This window comes from Sporolactobacillus sp. STSJ-5 (assembly GCF_024385605.1).
Classification (GTDB): Bacteria; Bacillota; Bacilli; order Bacillales; family Sporolactobacillaceae; genus Sporolactobacillus.
Map to the genome: position 1 here is coordinate 1 of NZ_JANFOJ010000005.1, position 14,950 is coordinate 14,950.

Annotated in this window: 14 protein-coding genes; 6 read left to right on the plus strand and 8 right to left on the minus strand. The window is 42.1% G+C overall.

Annotated features, from left to right (window positions below; genetic code table 11):
* Positions 1–75: 75 nt before the first annotated feature.
* From NOM01_RS06460 to NOM01_RS17210, 3 genes are all read right to left on the minus strand, one after another.
* Positions 76–459, minus strand: a complete 384-nt coding sequence (locus tag NOM01_RS06460; protein WP_255747449.1) for a hypothetical protein — start codon at positions 457–459, stop codon at positions 76–78.
* Positions 456–1,208 (minus strand): hypothetical protein, encoded by a 753-nt coding sequence (locus NOM01_RS06465; RefSeq protein WP_255747451.1) that lies wholly within the window; start codon positions 1,206–1,208, stop codon positions 456–458. The genes NOM01_RS06460 and NOM01_RS06465 overlap by 4 nt, the downstream gene beginning before the upstream one ends.
* Before the next feature lie 758 nt (positions 1,209–1,966).
* Positions 1,967–2,050: a putative holin-like toxin gene (locus NOM01_RS17210; protein WP_370645969.1), complete on the minus strand. Its 84-nt coding sequence runs from the start codon at positions 2,048–2,050 to the stop codon at positions 1,967–1,969.
* Between the two features lie 388 nt (positions 2,051–2,438).
* On the opposite strand from NOM01_RS17210, the gene NOM01_RS06470 reads away from it, so the two are divergent.
* Positions 2,439–2,966 carry a plasmid pRiA4b ORF-3 family protein gene (locus NOM01_RS06470; RefSeq protein ID WP_255747452.1) on the plus strand — a complete coding sequence of 176 codons (528 nt, stop codon included), beginning with the start codon at positions 2,439–2,441 and terminating at the stop codon, positions 2,964–2,966.
* Between the two features lie 71 nt (positions 2,967–3,037).
* On the opposite strand, the gene NOM01_RS06475 is transcribed toward NOM01_RS06470, so the two are convergent.
* Positions 3,038–3,301: a DUF6429 family protein gene (locus tag NOM01_RS06475; RefSeq protein WP_255747454.1), complete on the minus strand. Its 264-nt coding sequence runs from the start codon at positions 3,299–3,301 to the stop codon at positions 3,038–3,040.
* 304 nt (positions 3,302–3,605) lie between these two features.
* Between NOM01_RS06475 and NOM01_RS06480 the strand changes: the two genes are divergently transcribed.
* The 3 genes from NOM01_RS06480 (at position 3,606) to NOM01_RS06490 (ending at position 7,927) form a co-directional block, all read left to right on the plus strand.
* Complete coding sequence (locus NOM01_RS06480; protein WP_255747455.1) at positions 3,606–5,222, plus strand: plasmid pRiA4b ORF-3 family protein; 1,617 nt, start codon at positions 3,606–3,608, stop codon at positions 5,220–5,222.
* Positions 5,223–5,544: 322 nt separating this feature from the next.
* Positions 5,545–6,810, plus strand: a complete 1,266-nt coding sequence (locus NOM01_RS06485; RefSeq protein WP_255747457.1) for a cation:dicarboxylate symporter family transporter — start codon at positions 5,545–5,547, stop codon at positions 6,808–6,810.
* Between the two features lie 124 nt (positions 6,811–6,934).
* Positions 6,935–7,927: a hypothetical protein gene (locus NOM01_RS06490; protein ID WP_255747458.1), complete on the plus strand. Its 993-nt coding sequence runs from the start codon at positions 6,935–6,937 to the stop codon at positions 7,925–7,927.
* A 244-nt stretch (positions 7,928–8,171) separates the two neighbouring features.
* On the opposite strand, the gene NOM01_RS06495 is transcribed toward NOM01_RS06490, so the two are convergent.
* Both NOM01_RS06495 and NOM01_RS06500 read right to left on the minus strand, forming a co-directional pair.
* Positions 8,172–10,268: an SA1320 family protein gene (locus tag NOM01_RS06495; protein ID WP_255747459.1), complete on the minus strand. Its 2,097-nt coding sequence runs from the start codon at positions 10,266–10,268 to the stop codon at positions 8,172–8,174.
* A 25-nt stretch (positions 10,269–10,293) separates the two neighbouring features.
* Positions 10,294–11,151 (minus strand): DUF1672 family protein, encoded by an 858-nt coding sequence (locus tag NOM01_RS06500; RefSeq protein ID WP_255747460.1) that lies wholly within the window; start codon positions 11,149–11,151, stop codon positions 10,294–10,296.
* Positions 11,152–11,439: 288 nt separating this feature from the next.
* Here NOM01_RS06500 and NOM01_RS06505 point away from each other — a divergent pair, with 288 nt between their 5' ends.
* Positions 11,440–11,670: a hypothetical protein gene (locus NOM01_RS06505; RefSeq protein ID WP_255747462.1), complete on the plus strand. Its 231-nt coding sequence runs from the start codon at positions 11,440–11,442 to the stop codon at positions 11,668–11,670.
* Positions 11,671–11,698: 28 nt separating this feature from the next.
* Here the strand turns inward: NOM01_RS06505 and NOM01_RS06510 are convergent, their stop codons facing one another.
* A complete protein-coding gene (locus NOM01_RS06510) occupies positions 11,699–12,559 on the minus strand; it encodes a DUF1672 family protein (RefSeq protein WP_255747464.1) in 861 nt (286 codons plus the stop codon).
* A 343-nt stretch (positions 12,560–12,902) separates the two neighbouring features.
* Here NOM01_RS06510 and NOM01_RS06515 point away from each other — a divergent pair, with 343 nt between their 5' ends.
* The gene (locus NOM01_RS06515) at positions 12,903–14,363 is read left to right on the plus strand and encodes an MFS transporter (RefSeq protein ID WP_255747465.1); all 1,461 of its coding nucleotides are present in this window, start codon (positions 12,903–12,905) and stop codon (positions 14,361–14,363) included.
* A 140-nt stretch (positions 14,364–14,503) separates the two neighbouring features.
* Here NOM01_RS06515 and NOM01_RS06520 read toward each other — a convergent pair whose 3' ends face one another.
* Positions 14,504–14,743 carry a hypothetical protein gene (locus NOM01_RS06520; RefSeq protein WP_255747467.1) on the minus strand — a complete coding sequence of 80 codons (240 nt, stop codon included), beginning with the start codon at positions 14,741–14,743 and terminating at the stop codon, positions 14,504–14,506.
* Positions 14,744–14,950: the final 207 nt, after the last annotated feature.

Below are 14,950 nucleotides of genomic sequence, written 5' to 3' on the forward strand. Positions count from 1 at the left end.
TGGATCGAGTCACCTTTTAGGTGGACATTAACTTTTTTGGCTTTGGTAGAAAAAATACAAATTCTGAATAATTCGTCAATATTTATGCAACGCTAGTGATCCGGCCCATAAAATTCCGTTACATTTAATTAATTTCCCGCTATCTTTTCGCTCAGCAACTGCGCATGAAATAATGGGATAAGCGATTTGATGATCTTCGTCCAGTCCATCGAAGAGGATGTTAATTGCCACTCCTTTTTTAACATTGTCCTTTGTGTAGACGCGTTGCATGAAATAGGGGAACCAAAAATTTGGATACTCATAACTTTTGGAAGTATCCCATGTAATTCCATGATCACCAACTGCTGTCCAGCCTTTTTTGGCGAATTCGCCTTCGATCACTGCAATCAGACGGCCAGTTTCTGTGTACACCATCACCATCTCGTCGTAGACTTTTTTCATTTCTTCTCCAATGCTCATTGTTCGTCCCTCCAAAAGTAGTGTTTCGGTTGAAGTAGCTTGGCTGGCAGATGAAAGCCTTGAAAGGATGTAAGTCCCTTTCGAAGCAACAAATCTCTTAGATCTTCAAGAATGAAGCGCTGTTCATCCGGAAGTATTTGTGTCGCGAGCGCCTCGTTTGCGACATCAAAAGCCGCCTGCCAGTTGATCCAGTAAAGATGATCCCCCTTATAGTTTTGCTTCGTTAATTTGTTGATTGAATCATCGGTAATTTTTCTTGGTAGGACATCGTGCGCGGTGACAAACAGGAGAAAACGATGGTCAGCCTCTTGCAGCATCTGCTTTTGCTGCTTGTTGAGGTCTATCTCATTTTTCATCAGATCGACATATTGCTCGGCTAATTGGTCGCCTTGTAACGCTTGAAGTTCCTTTGCAGCCTGCTCTCGGTTTGCATCATGACGGCCGCTGTAATCTTTTGCTTCTATTATTATGGCGATCGGCGGCTTCGTCTTGCGTGTGATTAAGAGAACCAAATCCGGTTCGCGTTTGTAATAGGTAGTCTTTGGCCAGAAAACGTAGTCAACTGTTAGGCTATCCTTGAAAAAATTGTGGATTGGTTTTGCAGTCTGAGCATGGATTGCCTTTTTGAGAAATGGAATGAGTCCTAGATTTACGGGTAAGTAACGAAATGTGGAAAAAACATCAGAGGTCAGCAGGTCTTCCCGTCCTTCAAGCGTTGGGATCTTGCCATGGAGTTCAGCCACTGTCATCGAATCACAACTTTCGCAGTAGATTTTTATGCCTATTATTCGTCAGTATATGACTTATTTCCTTCTTTTTGGCAAAAATTTAATCATTGATTTTCGGAAGTCAGATTTTCGCTGTATGGTAAACTTAATCTTATCAAAGATGCGAATGGGTGGTGTCCTTTTTTACGATGAAAATCTTTATTTATATTATCGTACTCTCAGCCTTAATGACGTTTCTTCCACAGGTATGGCATGCCCCCGTTCATTCTTCACTTGTTTGATCATTTATCTCCTCATGATCAAACAAGTGAAGAATAAAAGAAAAGCCGTCTGGCTGCCATTGCTGCTGACGGTGATTGTCGTTCTTACTACTTATCCCGGATTGACTCGGTATTGGGGTAAGTAGCGTTGCATTTTAGAATGCAATGAACTTCTTTATTGATCTTTGAAGACCTCTGATCACCTACTGCTAATCAGAACCATTGTGTCCTCCGTTCGTTTTAATTAAAAAATTGTTTGTCCCATTCTTGACGCCTTTTTTCATTCGTTAAATGTCGAATGATTCATCGTCTCCAGCCTGAATCATTGTTATCTCATGACAGCTCAGATATGGTTAAATCATTTCGAATCGTTTATACTATAATAAAAGGTGCATATAATAAAGCCGCCGATGGTCGAACATCGGCGGCAAGGTGACAACAAACTGCTTCAAAGGCAGCTACCGCACCGAACGTTAATTATGAAAATAATCCGCTTGGCTTGGGGAAGTCATGGGCGGATTATTTTCTGTTTTTTGACGACACGATAATCAGCACGAGCATTGCAAATTGGATCATTAGTGAACATGCTTCATATGTCGTCATTGGCCTCACCTCCCTCCATCAAAAGAGAGGCACGGCACCCGCCCATGAGCTTTTGCTGTCTTAATTAGTGTACCATGAAATCCGCAATAACAAGAACAAATATTCTCTTTTTTGAACGTTTACTCTGAATGGACTAGTAAACCTATTGCTGTCACCCCTTCCCCGCTGATTGATCACCTGATTGTGCAGACAGAAAAAGAACGTTTATTAGATGCAGAAAGTTTATGGAGAAAAGAAAACATGCCCGATAAACTAGAGACAAAGATCATGAGTGATCGACACTAGTTGAATCAAATTCAGAGGATGAGGTAAATCAATTACTCTTCCCTTTCTTGCGAGAAAATCCGCACGTACAAAATTACGTACACTCAAAAGATGGTGGTCATCAATGATCTATCAATTAAAAATTGTTTTAAAAAACCAGAGTCCTTTAATATGGGTTCGTCTGCAATTGGATGGGGAAACAACCTTGGCGACCTTGCAAGATGATCTTGATGAAGCATTTGATCTGTCAAAAAAAGGGTTGCACCATTTTAAGCTTTTCACGAGTAGCCGGGACAATCCGGTTGCTTTTTCAGATACATCTGCGTTTCACAAAAGGGCAACATTAACCCAATGCTTTTCCAATTGTGGATATATGGGAAATGACACCTACCAAGATGATGTCCGTACAATGATGTTTAATCTTTTTATTGAACAAATCATTCAACCTGAGAAGGGGATTGATTATCCCAGATGCACCACTGTTTGCAAGTATTTAGGTGAATTCATTGCCCAAAATAAACCCTGGTTCATCGATCCGTTGGAAGGAGACTTCGTTCAGGTATACGTCCCAACTCAGACACGTGAGGAACTTGTAGCTCACATCAATGCATTCTTAAAAAAAGAGGATCTGAATCCGTTTGATGCTTTTTGAGCATTCGTCCGCTTTAACAGGAACGAACATTTTTCTTTTTTATATCACGTACGAGCCGATTGCGAAATCCATCATCTATCTTCTTGACCGCTCATCCCATAGTTCTTCAGCAATCTCTTCGCAGCTTCCACTCCTTTTTCCGAGAGATAAACAGATTTAGATTTGTTACTGCCGCTTATCAATTTCTCATCACCCAACTCATTTAAAAGATCAAAATCGTAGCCCTTCCAGCTGCGCCGATATGTTTCGCCGTATTCTTTTTCTTCCCATGAGGTCAAATACAGCAACATCAAGGTTAAGTCTTTTTCTAAGTGATTTTCGGAATCATGACTCATGATTCAACACCTCCATCGATTGTTACGTTCAAACCATCACATTGTAATATTTGATCGATCTATTTATGGTATACCTAAATTATGCGTCGAATCTATAGAAAAGTGAGTACTCGTGCCTATTTATGAGAAATCAGTAGGAAATGAGGAAAACGGAAGGTTCCGCAAGTAAGTATGACCTGCACTTGTCCAAACTCGCCTATTTTCATTATAATTGGGTTAAGGCGATGAGGACTTGGACTGTGCAGCAAAAAGGGTGCAACTTAACAAAGTCATCCTATCACTTTCTGTTTTGGAGGACACACTGATGAACATTCAATTGAAAATCTCGATAAAAGGCAGTAAGCCTCCTGTTTGGGCAAGGATCCAAGCGGACAGTATGATTACCGTTTCGGATCTGCATAATTATATCAACGAACTGTTTGGTTTTGACTATAATGAGTCGTCTATTAAATTACCAAAACATCTCGGGTATTCGCTCCGCTCTGCAACAACCGATGTGGTATTCGGAGTCTTTGATGAGGAGTATGGGCAAATGACCGAATTTGGTCCGGATGCTCTGAATGACACTCATTATTTGGTTTCTGATTTTCTCATTGAACCTGGTGACAAAGGCCACTGTTCCACTCCGGATCATAGCCGACGGCTGGAAATCCTCCTTGAACCGATTAAGGATGAGTATGAGCAGCCCGTGCCTCGCTGTGTTGGGTGTAGTCGGGCAATGGTTCCCTATTTGAACGACTTATTAATGGATGAAGATGGGACATATCTTGATGATCCTTTAAGAAATCAGGCAGAGGCTGTTGAGGATCTTACTGAATGCTTGAGCATCTATCAGCTCGATGACGATGAGAAAGACCTATCTCCATTTAATGTTGATCCTTCAGATGAAGAGAATTGGTTCGATCTCTTGCGTGCTTCGGAAAGGTTTGCGGATCTTGAGCCTTGGCAATGGCTGGATTCCGATCAGGTTATTGTACTTGACCTTCCCAACCGTCCGGAATGCGTGTACTGCTGCGTCCTTGGTCAAATGGGTAATGAATTCGGTCTTGTTGCCTATGCCGGAGATGAGGGATTGGCAATGATTCATCGCCTCTTCGCACAATCGGATGCTTCTCTTAACACAACATTAACTGCCAAAGTGTTCCATCTCTCGCTGTGCAGGCGCGGAACGTTTCCGAAAGATGATCGGGCACTGTTCAGTCTATTGGGTTTGGATCTAGAACATGCGGATCATTGGCCGATGCTGCGTGTTCAAACACCCGGCTATATGAACTGGATACCGCGCGGCGAAGAGGCACTTCTATTCGCTGAGATCATTGAGAAGCTTTCAGATCTTGCACTTGATTATCGGGATCGTGCTGCGCGGTTTCCTTTTTACCAAGATCATGAATGGTTTCTTAGAAAATATGTTTTGGATGATCATGACAATGAGAAATCGGTCGATGCTACCATTGAGCCGGCGAGCAAGCAACGTGAATGGCATCATGCCGAACCACTGACCAATGCCATTGATCTTCAGCGAATCAAGAAAACGGCTCGCCAAAATAAATCATGGGTGGAACTTGGAGGCAGCTTCGCACCGTTTCCTGTTGCACAAGAAAGTGACGAGCGGCCGATTTTCCCTTGGATTGAATTCGCTGTCGATCACACGAACGAACAAGTGCTGCTTCATGCCTCAGTGATGCCTGATCAAGTAAATGAACAGTCCGTTTATGTGCGCACAGCCCAAAAATTCCTTTTAAATATGATTCAAGAAACGGCGCAGCGTCCAAGTGGCATACTTGTAGCCGATGATCACCTCTATCATGCGTTATTCTTATTATGTAAAAAGCTCGGGATCATCTGCAGCCTTTCTCATGACTTGCCAAAATGGAACCAAGCATGGGAATCCTTAGTTGAATTTGTTGAAAACCAGCCTTGATTGTCCCTTTTTAAACAATGAAATCCATTAATCCGCTCAAGAACGACACGTGGGCGGATTTTTTGAATGCTGCGAAACGAATTAAGCTCTTTCTCACTGGATAAATATAACGTTCGTGTTTTTGCGTTGATGCTGTATAATGAAAGTTCGATGCAATCACATTTTTTCGACAACGGTATTTGGTCGTTCAGATTTTGGCGAAACGTTCTCCGGTCAGTTCGTTTTACTTAAGAATCATGTCTGAATGACGCTCTAGGTTCTTGCTCGTTTCTTTCATATAGAGAAATAAAGATAGAGAAAACAGTAAAGGTGGTTTCTTGAATTGAAGAGATTTGGTATGGCGGCCCAAATTTTTACAGGGCTTGTTCTTGGTATTCTGGTTGGTGCGCTTTTCTATGGAAATGAAACAGTGATGGCGATTCTCCAACCGTTTGGCGATATTTTTATTCATCTGATCAAGATGATCGTGATCCCGATTATCGTATCGGCGCTGATTGTTTCAATTGCCAGTGTCGGCGATGTGAAACAGCTGGGAAAGCTTGGCGGGAAAACAATCCTGTATTTTGAAATTGTAACAACGCTGGCGCTCGGAATCGGCTTGATTGCAGCCAATGTGTTTCACCCTGGCGGTGGCATCAATTTATCAAATTTGGCGAAAAGCGATATATCGACGTATGAACAGACGGCCAAGACAGCTGAACATTCAAGTATTGTCAATCATTTTGTGGATATTATTCCAAGCAACGTCTTTCAGTCGCTTGCCAATGGCGATTTATTGCCGGTGATCTTTTTCTCCGTATTGTTCGGAATCGGGCTGGCTACAATTGGTGAAAGAGGCAAGCCGGTGCTGAACTTCTTCGGCGGTGTCTTGGAAGCGATGTACTGGGTGACGAACCTGGTCATGAAATTTGCCGCATTCGGCGTATTCGGACTGATCGGGGTGAACGTCGCTCAGTTCGGAATTGCTTCGCTGATTCCACTCGGAAAACTGGTCTTTGTCATTTATGGCACGATGATCTTTTTTGTCGTAGTCATTTTAGGTCTGATTGCAAAATTTGCCGGAATAAATATCTTCTCGCTGTTCCGTATCTTAAAGGACGAACTGTTTCTGGCGTTTACAACCGCAAGCTCCGAAGCGGTTCTGCCGAAACTGATGGATAAAATGGTGAAATTCGGCTGTCCGAAACCGATCACATCGTTTGTGATTCCAACCGGTTATACATTTAACCTAGACGGGTCGGCCATCTACCAATCCATTGCCGCGCTGTTCATCGCCCAAGTATACGGCGTCCACTTCTCTCTTGCCCATCAGCTGACGATGCTCGTTGTACTGATGCTGACATCTAAGGGGATGGCAGGTGTAACCGGCGCGTCGTTTGTTGTGCTGCTGACTACACTGGGAACAATGGGGCTTCCGCTCGAAGGTGTTGCTTTCATTGCCGGCATTGATCGCATTCTGGACATGCTTCGTACGGTTGTCAATGTTGTCGGCAACGGTTTGGCTGCTGTGGTTATGTCCAAATCAGAGGGTAAATTCAATCAGGAAAAAGCTGATGCCTGTCTGAAATCGCTTCAGCAATCGTCTTGATTTTAAATACAAATTATTTATACAAAAAACTAAGTTTAGACTCCGGTTCCCGCCGGAGTTTTTCATTAAAAAAAATAGTTGACGTGCTCAATGGAAATGCGCAAGGATAGGGTAAGGTGATTACATGACTGATCAGCAAAAAATAATCGGTGGTTTCTTTTCTCTTGAACTACCCATGCGAAGCGAGTACCACAGCCAGGCACTGCGCCTGAACAGTGCGCGCTACGCGCTCGAATACGTACTGCGCGTGCGTCACTACAAAAAAATCTATCTGCCGGCCTATATCTGTGACAGTGTGCTTCAACCGATTAAGCGACTGAACATTGATTATACGTTCTACTCTATTGATGAGCACTTCGCTCCAGTTTTTAATCGTGTGCCGGAGGACAATGCCTGCTTTCTTTATGTCAATTACTACGGCATGAACAACGCGAATGTCCAAAGAGTTTGCCGCAATCTAACGAATGTAATCATTGACAATACGCAGGCGTTTTTTGATCGACCGCAGTTGGGTGTGGATACCCTATATTCGCCACGTAAATTTTTTGGCGTTCCGGATGGCGGCTACTTGTATACCGATGCCGAAGAACGGCTTGAACTGGAACGTGATCCGTCCTACTATCGGTGCGATGCGCTGTTAAAGCAAATTGATCTAGGGAGTGTCTCCGCCGAGCCGCTGTTCGAACAAAATGAGGCCTATTTAGATACATGTGGGATGCACGCAATGTCGCGAACGACTCAGCGACTGTTGATGAGTGTTGATTATGAGCAGGTGCGCACCATTCGAAATGAGAACTTCCGATTTCTTCACCAACAAATCGGCACCTACAATCTACTGCGTGCAGACTTCACCAATGTGAACGGACCGATGTGCTACCCGTTCTTCATTGATCGCGGTGAGGAGTTAAAGGATTATTTACTGCAACATCACATTTATGCCAATGATTATTGGCAGGAAGTGTTGTCGCGCGTCGCCTCTACACGTTTCGATTATAGGTTGGCTAAAAATCTGATCGCGCTGCCGATTGATCAACGCTACACTGAGACGGACATGCGCTTCATTGCACAAATTGTTCGTAGCTTCCTTGTGGATAATCAGAAAGATCGCACAGTCTGACTTAACAATGGAGAGGGCCTTTTTCATGACCATTCAACTTAGATACGTTCTTAGAATGGTTCATGTAATTTATGAATCTCAAACGAACTGGAAATGAACTAATTAATTGAAGAAAGATACCTAACTGAGAAGGATTTTGAACATCCTCGCTGCCAAAGGTGATTGAGGTTTTATTGATCGTATGAATATGGCTAGGGTTTAAGTAATGTAAACACATGACAAATCTCGTTTTTCAGTCGGTTTCTTATGCGCCGCGCTGCACGTCTTTTCGAAGTCGGCTAATATTTTTCAAGATCTTCTTCGATTGGGACTCTAGTGCATTTATGGCTTTTGCTTCTTGACTGGAAAACTGACGAACGATATCTGTGAACAGTAATTCCATTTCTTCCAGACTGTCCGCAGCTGCACCATTATAGGTTATGACATCGGCATAGCGGCTGTTGTTGAATATAGCGTTTTCAATAAAGGGCGCATACGCTGAGACAAGGTTCGGGAGATAGGCATGCATGGCGGCTATACCCTTGCGCAAGTCATGAACAGTATCTGCAAAATCATCTAGGGTTCCCGTGGCACTTCGAATTTTACGATTCAGTTGATCATCCCAATCAGTAAATAATCCGATGAGCATGGTCGGAAGAGACGAGTACCAGATCGTATGACCAGCTATCTTTAAAACTGCGGAAATACTTTCTGAAATACCTTCCAGTGCAGTCAATGCAGTATAAGCTATAGCAACGATTGGTGTTACTTCATTCTGAAGCACCATGCCCAGCTCGCTTTTGGCATAACTAATTTGGACCGCTTTCGTTTTCGTTTTGTACGGCAAATCCTTCGACGATTCAAGCAGCTGGACTTCTGAAGATTGCACCGACACTTGCTTGGCAGGCGCTGTACCGCTGCGAATGCCGGCAGCAACAGCCATATCCGTTGCTTGAAAGCTTTTTCCAACCTGACGCACCTGCTGACGATACGCTTCAATCTGATGGTGCAGCTTTTGATTATTTTTACCGACCAAGACTTCATGTTTATAAAAGGCATCGGCAACAGCATCAATGGCTCCTGTTGCTTCGTTCGCAAGCAAACGTGGGATCTCGTGTTTTGCGATTTTAGACATAATGTGCCCCAGTTGATCAAAATGACGGCGCAAATCATGAACATAGCGCAGCGCTTGTTCGATTAATCCTGACAATCCAAGATTTTTCGCAGGGATAAACTTTGCGATTTTTACTGGTGGGGAAACAATGATGCTCTCGATTGAACGGATGCAGACATCTAAAGTGAACAATCTTTGTTCCAGATGGTCGAGCACACTCTGAATCATGTATCCGCCCGTGGCAATCCCCTGATACATGGGACTGCGGGCGAACCCATCTTCAATAATCGTTTCAAATTGCTTTTCAAGCTTTGCCAAGCGACGCGCTCTTTGCGCTTTCTCAGACGCGACAATTTCGTTTGCATTATGGATATAATCATTCGCACGATTCAGACGCTCCAATACTTGACTTCCCAGCGCATCCGCAAGTGTGTCCAAACTTGCTTTGTTAATCTTAATTCGTCCGGATCCGCCTCCGTACAAAGGCTCTCCCGTCCAAATGCTCGTGACGATATGTTCGTCGGCAGCAATATCAATTTTTCCGTAACCCGGTTCGCCTTTTTTGCCGATCTCGATATATTGCGGACCATCAGCATTGTAACCCACATGATTTGAAGCAAAGGCTCTAGAAAAATAAGGAACACCAGAGTTAATTTGATAGATTCTGCCGGGAAAACGATCGCCCAAATTTATCCCTAACTCTCCACGTGTCAGACCATCATACTTTGTGAAATAGTTGGTGACATTCTGATACTCGTGATTCGTTTTCACCATGCCTTCCGGAAGAATCGCAGGATCAAGTGTGACGGATCGAACGTTCTTATGATGAACCGCTACCGCATTCGCAAGCGCTCCGCCCAAGGAATTGCCGCAAACCGAGTGGACGCCATATTTTTCATTCATCCGATCAAAATAAACACGCGCAGCCTTCACCTGTTCCGGTTCTGCGCTGCCAAGAAGCTGGATGTCAGTGATAAGATCCATTGGCTGCTTTTTATCGGTACCCACAAAGACAACTGTGAATTCACCTGTTTCGACATTCTGAATGGTCATTGCGTTTAAACCAGCAACTCCCTCATTTAATTTAATTTGATTTTTAACTTCAAATCTTTTTCCATTAACCCATACGAATACGTCATTTTTATATTTCTTATAGGTATAAGCAACGTAACCAGATAATTCGACTAAATCTCTCTCATTGGTTTTTCTGTTGATTTTATTAATTTGCCTGTCTTTAATAACAATCATAATCATAACCACCAGAAGTTAATTTTTATTCTTTTATTATTTTATTTGGAGTACTTCTCTCTAATAAATCTTTTTCAGATCCTCTTCCACTATCTTTCTCAATCAAATTATTATGGAGAAAAACACTATACGATCCAGGTGGGAAATCTTTTGCTTCTTCTATTTTTTTCACGATTTCACGAAAAGCAGTTTGATTCGGTTTTTGATCAGATGCCATCATATACAAGTCAAGATTAATCAGTAGGAGTTTAACATTTGCCGTAGCGTTGCTTAACGCATGCTTCCATTCGCTTTTTTTCCATTGAGGATGCTTTAGATAAAGCTCAACAACATTAATTGAAAAAGCTTCATTGGCAATTGACATATAATAGAATGGATTCCTGTGTCCATCTCCACCTACATTAGCCTCTGCTTCTTTAGTTATTCCTGTAATTTTGTATTTTTTTGTTACCATTTTTAAATAGTCATCCAAATTATTAAATTCTTTGTCGTAGATCATTGCATAGATTCCACTTGCGATAGCATCTTCAACTTGTTTATCTTCTGAGAAAACGTGATTCTTTTCAATTTTCTTTTCGTTAATCGGAACAATCGCATACGTATAAAAATGCGGTTCATTAACAGACTCCACAAAAACGGTCACACCAGCTCTATTGCCGACAAGGTTATGGACTTTTACTTTTGTTTTATATTTCTTTAAAAAGAACTGCTCACCAGCTTTAACAACTTCATCATGGTGGGCTTCTGCAATTTTGTCGTTTTCTTCACCGCCTGGAAGTGAGAACCCCTGTCCCGTGTACTTTTGTACGCTCATAAATTGGCTTGCGTATTGTTTTTCTTGTTCTTTTTTTGTCGCTGAAGTGCTTTGATGGTCATTATCCAAAATAGAACAGCCTCCTAAGAGTAAGGATAGGATAAGAGTGGGGATCACGAGCTTCATAGTCTTCAATAGATGAACCTCCCGATATGGAGTTATGTATGGAGTTGTAAACGATTTCGATTTTTATTTATTTTAACTCTGTAAAATCATTCTGTGAATATTTTGTGGCATTATACGTTGAAAATGAGGAATAAGTCCCGTTTTTCAAGAAGATGTTTATACCTGCTCACACGCAACAAATTCGTTTGCATTATGGATATAATCACTCACACGATTCAGACGCTCCAATACTTGATTTCCCAGCGCATCCGCAAGTGTATCCAAACTTGCTTTGAAAAAATAAATAAAGTACAAAAAAATCCAAATGATAAAGATTTGGTAGAATTAGCAGGTCAGCATGCTTATTTGGAATATACAAAAGATCAGGTTGCGCATGTTAATGGAAAACAGTTTGCAGTTAGAAACATAATTGGACCAAAAGAGAATGAAACTGGTCTAAACGCAATGACCGTCTATTTGTAAAGGCATAAGAGTTTTTCTCCTTCCTTGTCTAGGGCTTATTTATTTCATTTGGATTACTTCTTTCCAACATATGATTCTCAGATCCTCTCCCACTACTTTTACTTATTCGATTATTATGAAGAAGTATACTATACGCTCCAGGTGACACATCTCCCGTTTTTTTAACATGTGCTACAATTTCATTAAACGCTTCTCTATCTGGATTTTTATTTTGATCCTTCATAAATAGTTGCAGAGTAATAAAAATTAATTTTGGATTCACTTTTGAATTCGCCAACGCTTCTTTCCAATCTTTCTTTTCCCAATTTGGATTTTTCAAATAGAGTTGATTCAAATTCTTTTCAAATGCATTTTCTGTAACTGTAATTGAGTAAAAAGGTGTCGTGTAGCCGCTTGCAGTCACTCTATCCAGCACTTCTTGTCTTAACCCAACCAAAGCATGGTTTTGGGCAACATTGCTTAAATAAAGATCTAGATTTTTCAGTTCTTTATCATAAATCATGGCATAGATTCCGCTTCTAATTGCATCCTCAACCTGACCCTTCTGTGAAAACACTTCATTTGCCTTAATTTCTTTATTACTTGAAATGGGTACGACAGCAAATGTGTGGAAGTTCGGTTCACCAACTGATTCTACGAAAACAGTCACACCATCTCGGTTTCCGACAAGGTTATGAACTTTGACTTTCGTTTTATATTTCTTTAAAAAGAATTTTTTGACGGCTTTAACGACTTCATTGCGATGAGCTTCTGCAATTTTGTCGTTTTCTTCGCCACCATCAAGTGAATAGCCCTGACCAGTATACTTTTGTACACTTATAAAACTGCTTTCATATTGTTTTTCTTGTTCTTTTTTTGTTGCTGAAGTGCTTTGCTGGTCATTATCCAAAACGGAACAGCCTCCTAAGAGTAAGGATAGGATAATGGTGGGGATCACGAGCTTCATAGTCTTCAATAGATGAGCCTCCCGATATGGCGTTATGTATGGAGTGTAAACGATTTCGATTTTTATTTATTTTAACTCTGCAACTTACATTGTGCTATTTTGTGGCATTAATCGATGAAATTGAAGAATAAGTGCCACTGTCCTAAAAATCTTTATGTCTCATTACAATATCTCACCATTTCACCTCTAATCCTCCTTTTCCCGAATCGGATCTTTTGCTTGAACACTACTGAAGCAATTATGCTATTCTTTGTACAGAGCACGAGTACTGGAGGCTGCAGATTTTATGAATACATCAAAACCCTTAACCTATCAGGATGACCCAACCGTCCAGAAAAGACGTTGGATGATCCTGATCAGTATTAATATGTTCACGTTTATGTCGACGCTTGATGCGAGTATTGTCAATGTGGCATTGCCGCAGATTTCACGTGATTTGCATTTGCCGATCGCCAGCAGTCAGTGGATTGTCACGATTTATTTAATGACGATTTGTGTCTTTATCCTGCTTTTCGGGCGGCTTGGCGACATGCTGGGCAAAATTCGCATTTTTAAGATCGGCACCGCTCTTTTTGTTCTTGGATCACTGCTGTGCGGATTCGGTCTTACCTTGAGCTTCTTACTTGTCGGTCGTGTGGTTCAGGCCATAGGCGCTTCGATGACGATGGCTAATAATTTTGGCATCGCAACCGATATTTTTCCGAGATCCGAACGCGGGCGGGCACTTGGTTTAATCGGCACGTTTGTTTCATTGGGCTCAATCACCGGCCCAGGAATCGGCGGGCTGGTTGTCTCCACGTTGAGCTGGAATTATATATTCTGGATTAACGTACCGATTGGGCTGGTGGTAATGATTCTGGGCTGGCGTGTTCTGCCTAAAGATTTGTTTGCATCAAGAGGCCGCTTGGACTGGGTGGGTACGTCAATCTTCGGCTTATTCATCATAGCCCTGTTCAGCGGATTGCTGCTTGGACAGCATTTAGGGTTCAGCGACGGACGTATTCTGGGATCGCTTTTTCTCTCTGCTGTGCTTCTGGTCGTGTTTATCATTATGGAGTGGCAGATTGATCAGCCGATGCTTCAGCTGCGGTTGTTTAAAAATCTTATGTTTTCAGTCAGCATTTTCTGCGGCTATTTGGTCTTTCTCTCCAACTTTTGTTTCAACATTATTGCGCCATTCTATACCCAGGATATTCTGCATCTGTCAGCGGGCCATTCCGGACTGCTGCTGATGCTGTTCCCGATCATGATGGCTGTCATTGCTCCGTTCAGCGGTGCACTGTCTGACAAAATCGGTTCGGAAATTCTTACATTTATCGGATTGCTTGTGCTCGTGGCGGCACAAATCGGTCTCGGTTTTCTGAATGGGGAAAGCTCAATCATCTATGCAGGTGTGTTGATTGCTCTGCTCGGTGCCGGCAGCGGATTCTTTATGTCGCCGAATAATTCACTTGTCATGTCGACAGTCCCGAAAAATCAACTTGGAAGCGCAGGCAGTGTCAATGCACTAATCCGGAATTTGGGCATGATCAGTGGAATCACCTTTGCGACAACGCTTCTGTTTGCCAGTATGTCGCAAGCTGGCGGTTATCAAGTGACCGGGATGGTTCCGGGGCATCCATCCATCTTCTTACAGGGCATGCACATCGTCTTTCTGGCATCTGCCGGAATATGCGCGTTCTGTGCCGTGATTACAGGCATACGGCTCCTAAACGCACGTCATCAATTGCATCGTAAAGCTGCTTAAGAAATAGCGATCATAGTTGTTAGTCGACCGCTTAGATCGCTCACTAATCTATAAGTCATTTCAAAATTAAACAGCTGTCCCAAAAAATATTGGGGCAGCTGTTTTTTCAACGCAAGTTCTTCAAAAGAATATGCCTTAAATTATTTCATCTTGCTCATCATATCCATCATTTTGGTCATCATCTCGTCACATTTGTGCATACAGCTCATCATTTCATCCTTGCTCATCATCATGTCGTCCATCATCATGTTCATGCCCGACATTCGTTCCATCATCATCTGCATGCATTTCATTTGGCACATCATCTTATCCATTTCCATCATCATCATCATGTTCATCGGCATCATCATTGACTTGTTCATCATGTCCATCTTTTCCATTGTAAAATCCCTCCAAAATTTGATTTGCGGGAAAAAAACATATGACGTGACGACAAAATGTGCACAGCTTCTTTCCATACCTAAATTTACCATGGAAAACAGCCTTACTCAAACCATCTTGACAGTTTCAAAAAATAAGTGAAAAGCAAATAAGACATGAAAGCTTGCCTTCATGCCATTTTCTGCTCTTCGATTGATAAAAAATTT

What these genes read in the sequence shown, in the direction of transcription:
- NOM01_RS06475 (WP_255747454.1), bottom strand. Translation starts at nt 3,301, where the DNA reads ATGAGTCATGATTCCGAAAATCACTTAGAAAAAGACTTAACCTTGATG.
- NOM01_RS06490 (WP_255747458.1), top strand. Translation starts at nt 6,935, where the DNA reads ATGACTGATCAGCAAAAAATAATCGGTGGTTTCTTTTCTCTTGAACTA.
- NOM01_RS06515 (WP_255747465.1), top strand. Translation starts at nt 12,903, where the DNA reads ATGAATACATCAAAACCCTTAACCTATCAGGATGACCCAACCGTCCAG.
- NOM01_RS06460 (WP_255747449.1), bottom strand. Translation starts at nt 459, where the DNA reads ATGAGCATTGGAGAAGAAATGAAAAAAGTCTACGACGAGATGGTGATG.
- NOM01_RS06465 (WP_255747451.1), bottom strand. Translation starts at nt 1,208, where the DNA reads ATGACAGTGGCTGAACTCCATGGCAAGATCCCAACGCTTGAAGGACGG.
- NOM01_RS17210 (WP_370645969.1), bottom strand. Translation starts at nt 2,050, where the DNA reads ATGACGACATATGAAGCATGTTCACTAATGATCCAATTTGCAATGCTC.
- NOM01_RS06480 (WP_255747455.1), top strand. Translation starts at nt 3,606, where the DNA reads ATGAACATTCAATTGAAAATCTCGATAAAAGGCAGTAAGCCTCCTGTT.
- NOM01_RS06495 (WP_255747459.1), bottom strand. Translation starts at nt 10,268, where the DNA reads ATGATTGTTATTAAAGACAGGCAAATTAATAAAATCAACAGAAAAACC.
- NOM01_RS06520 (WP_255747467.1), bottom strand. Translation starts at nt 14,743, where the DNA reads ATGGAAAAGATGGACATGATGAACAAGTCAATGATGATGCCGATGAAC.
- NOM01_RS06470 (WP_255747452.1), top strand. Translation starts at nt 2,439, where the DNA reads ATGATCTATCAATTAAAAATTGTTTTAAAAAACCAGAGTCCTTTAATA.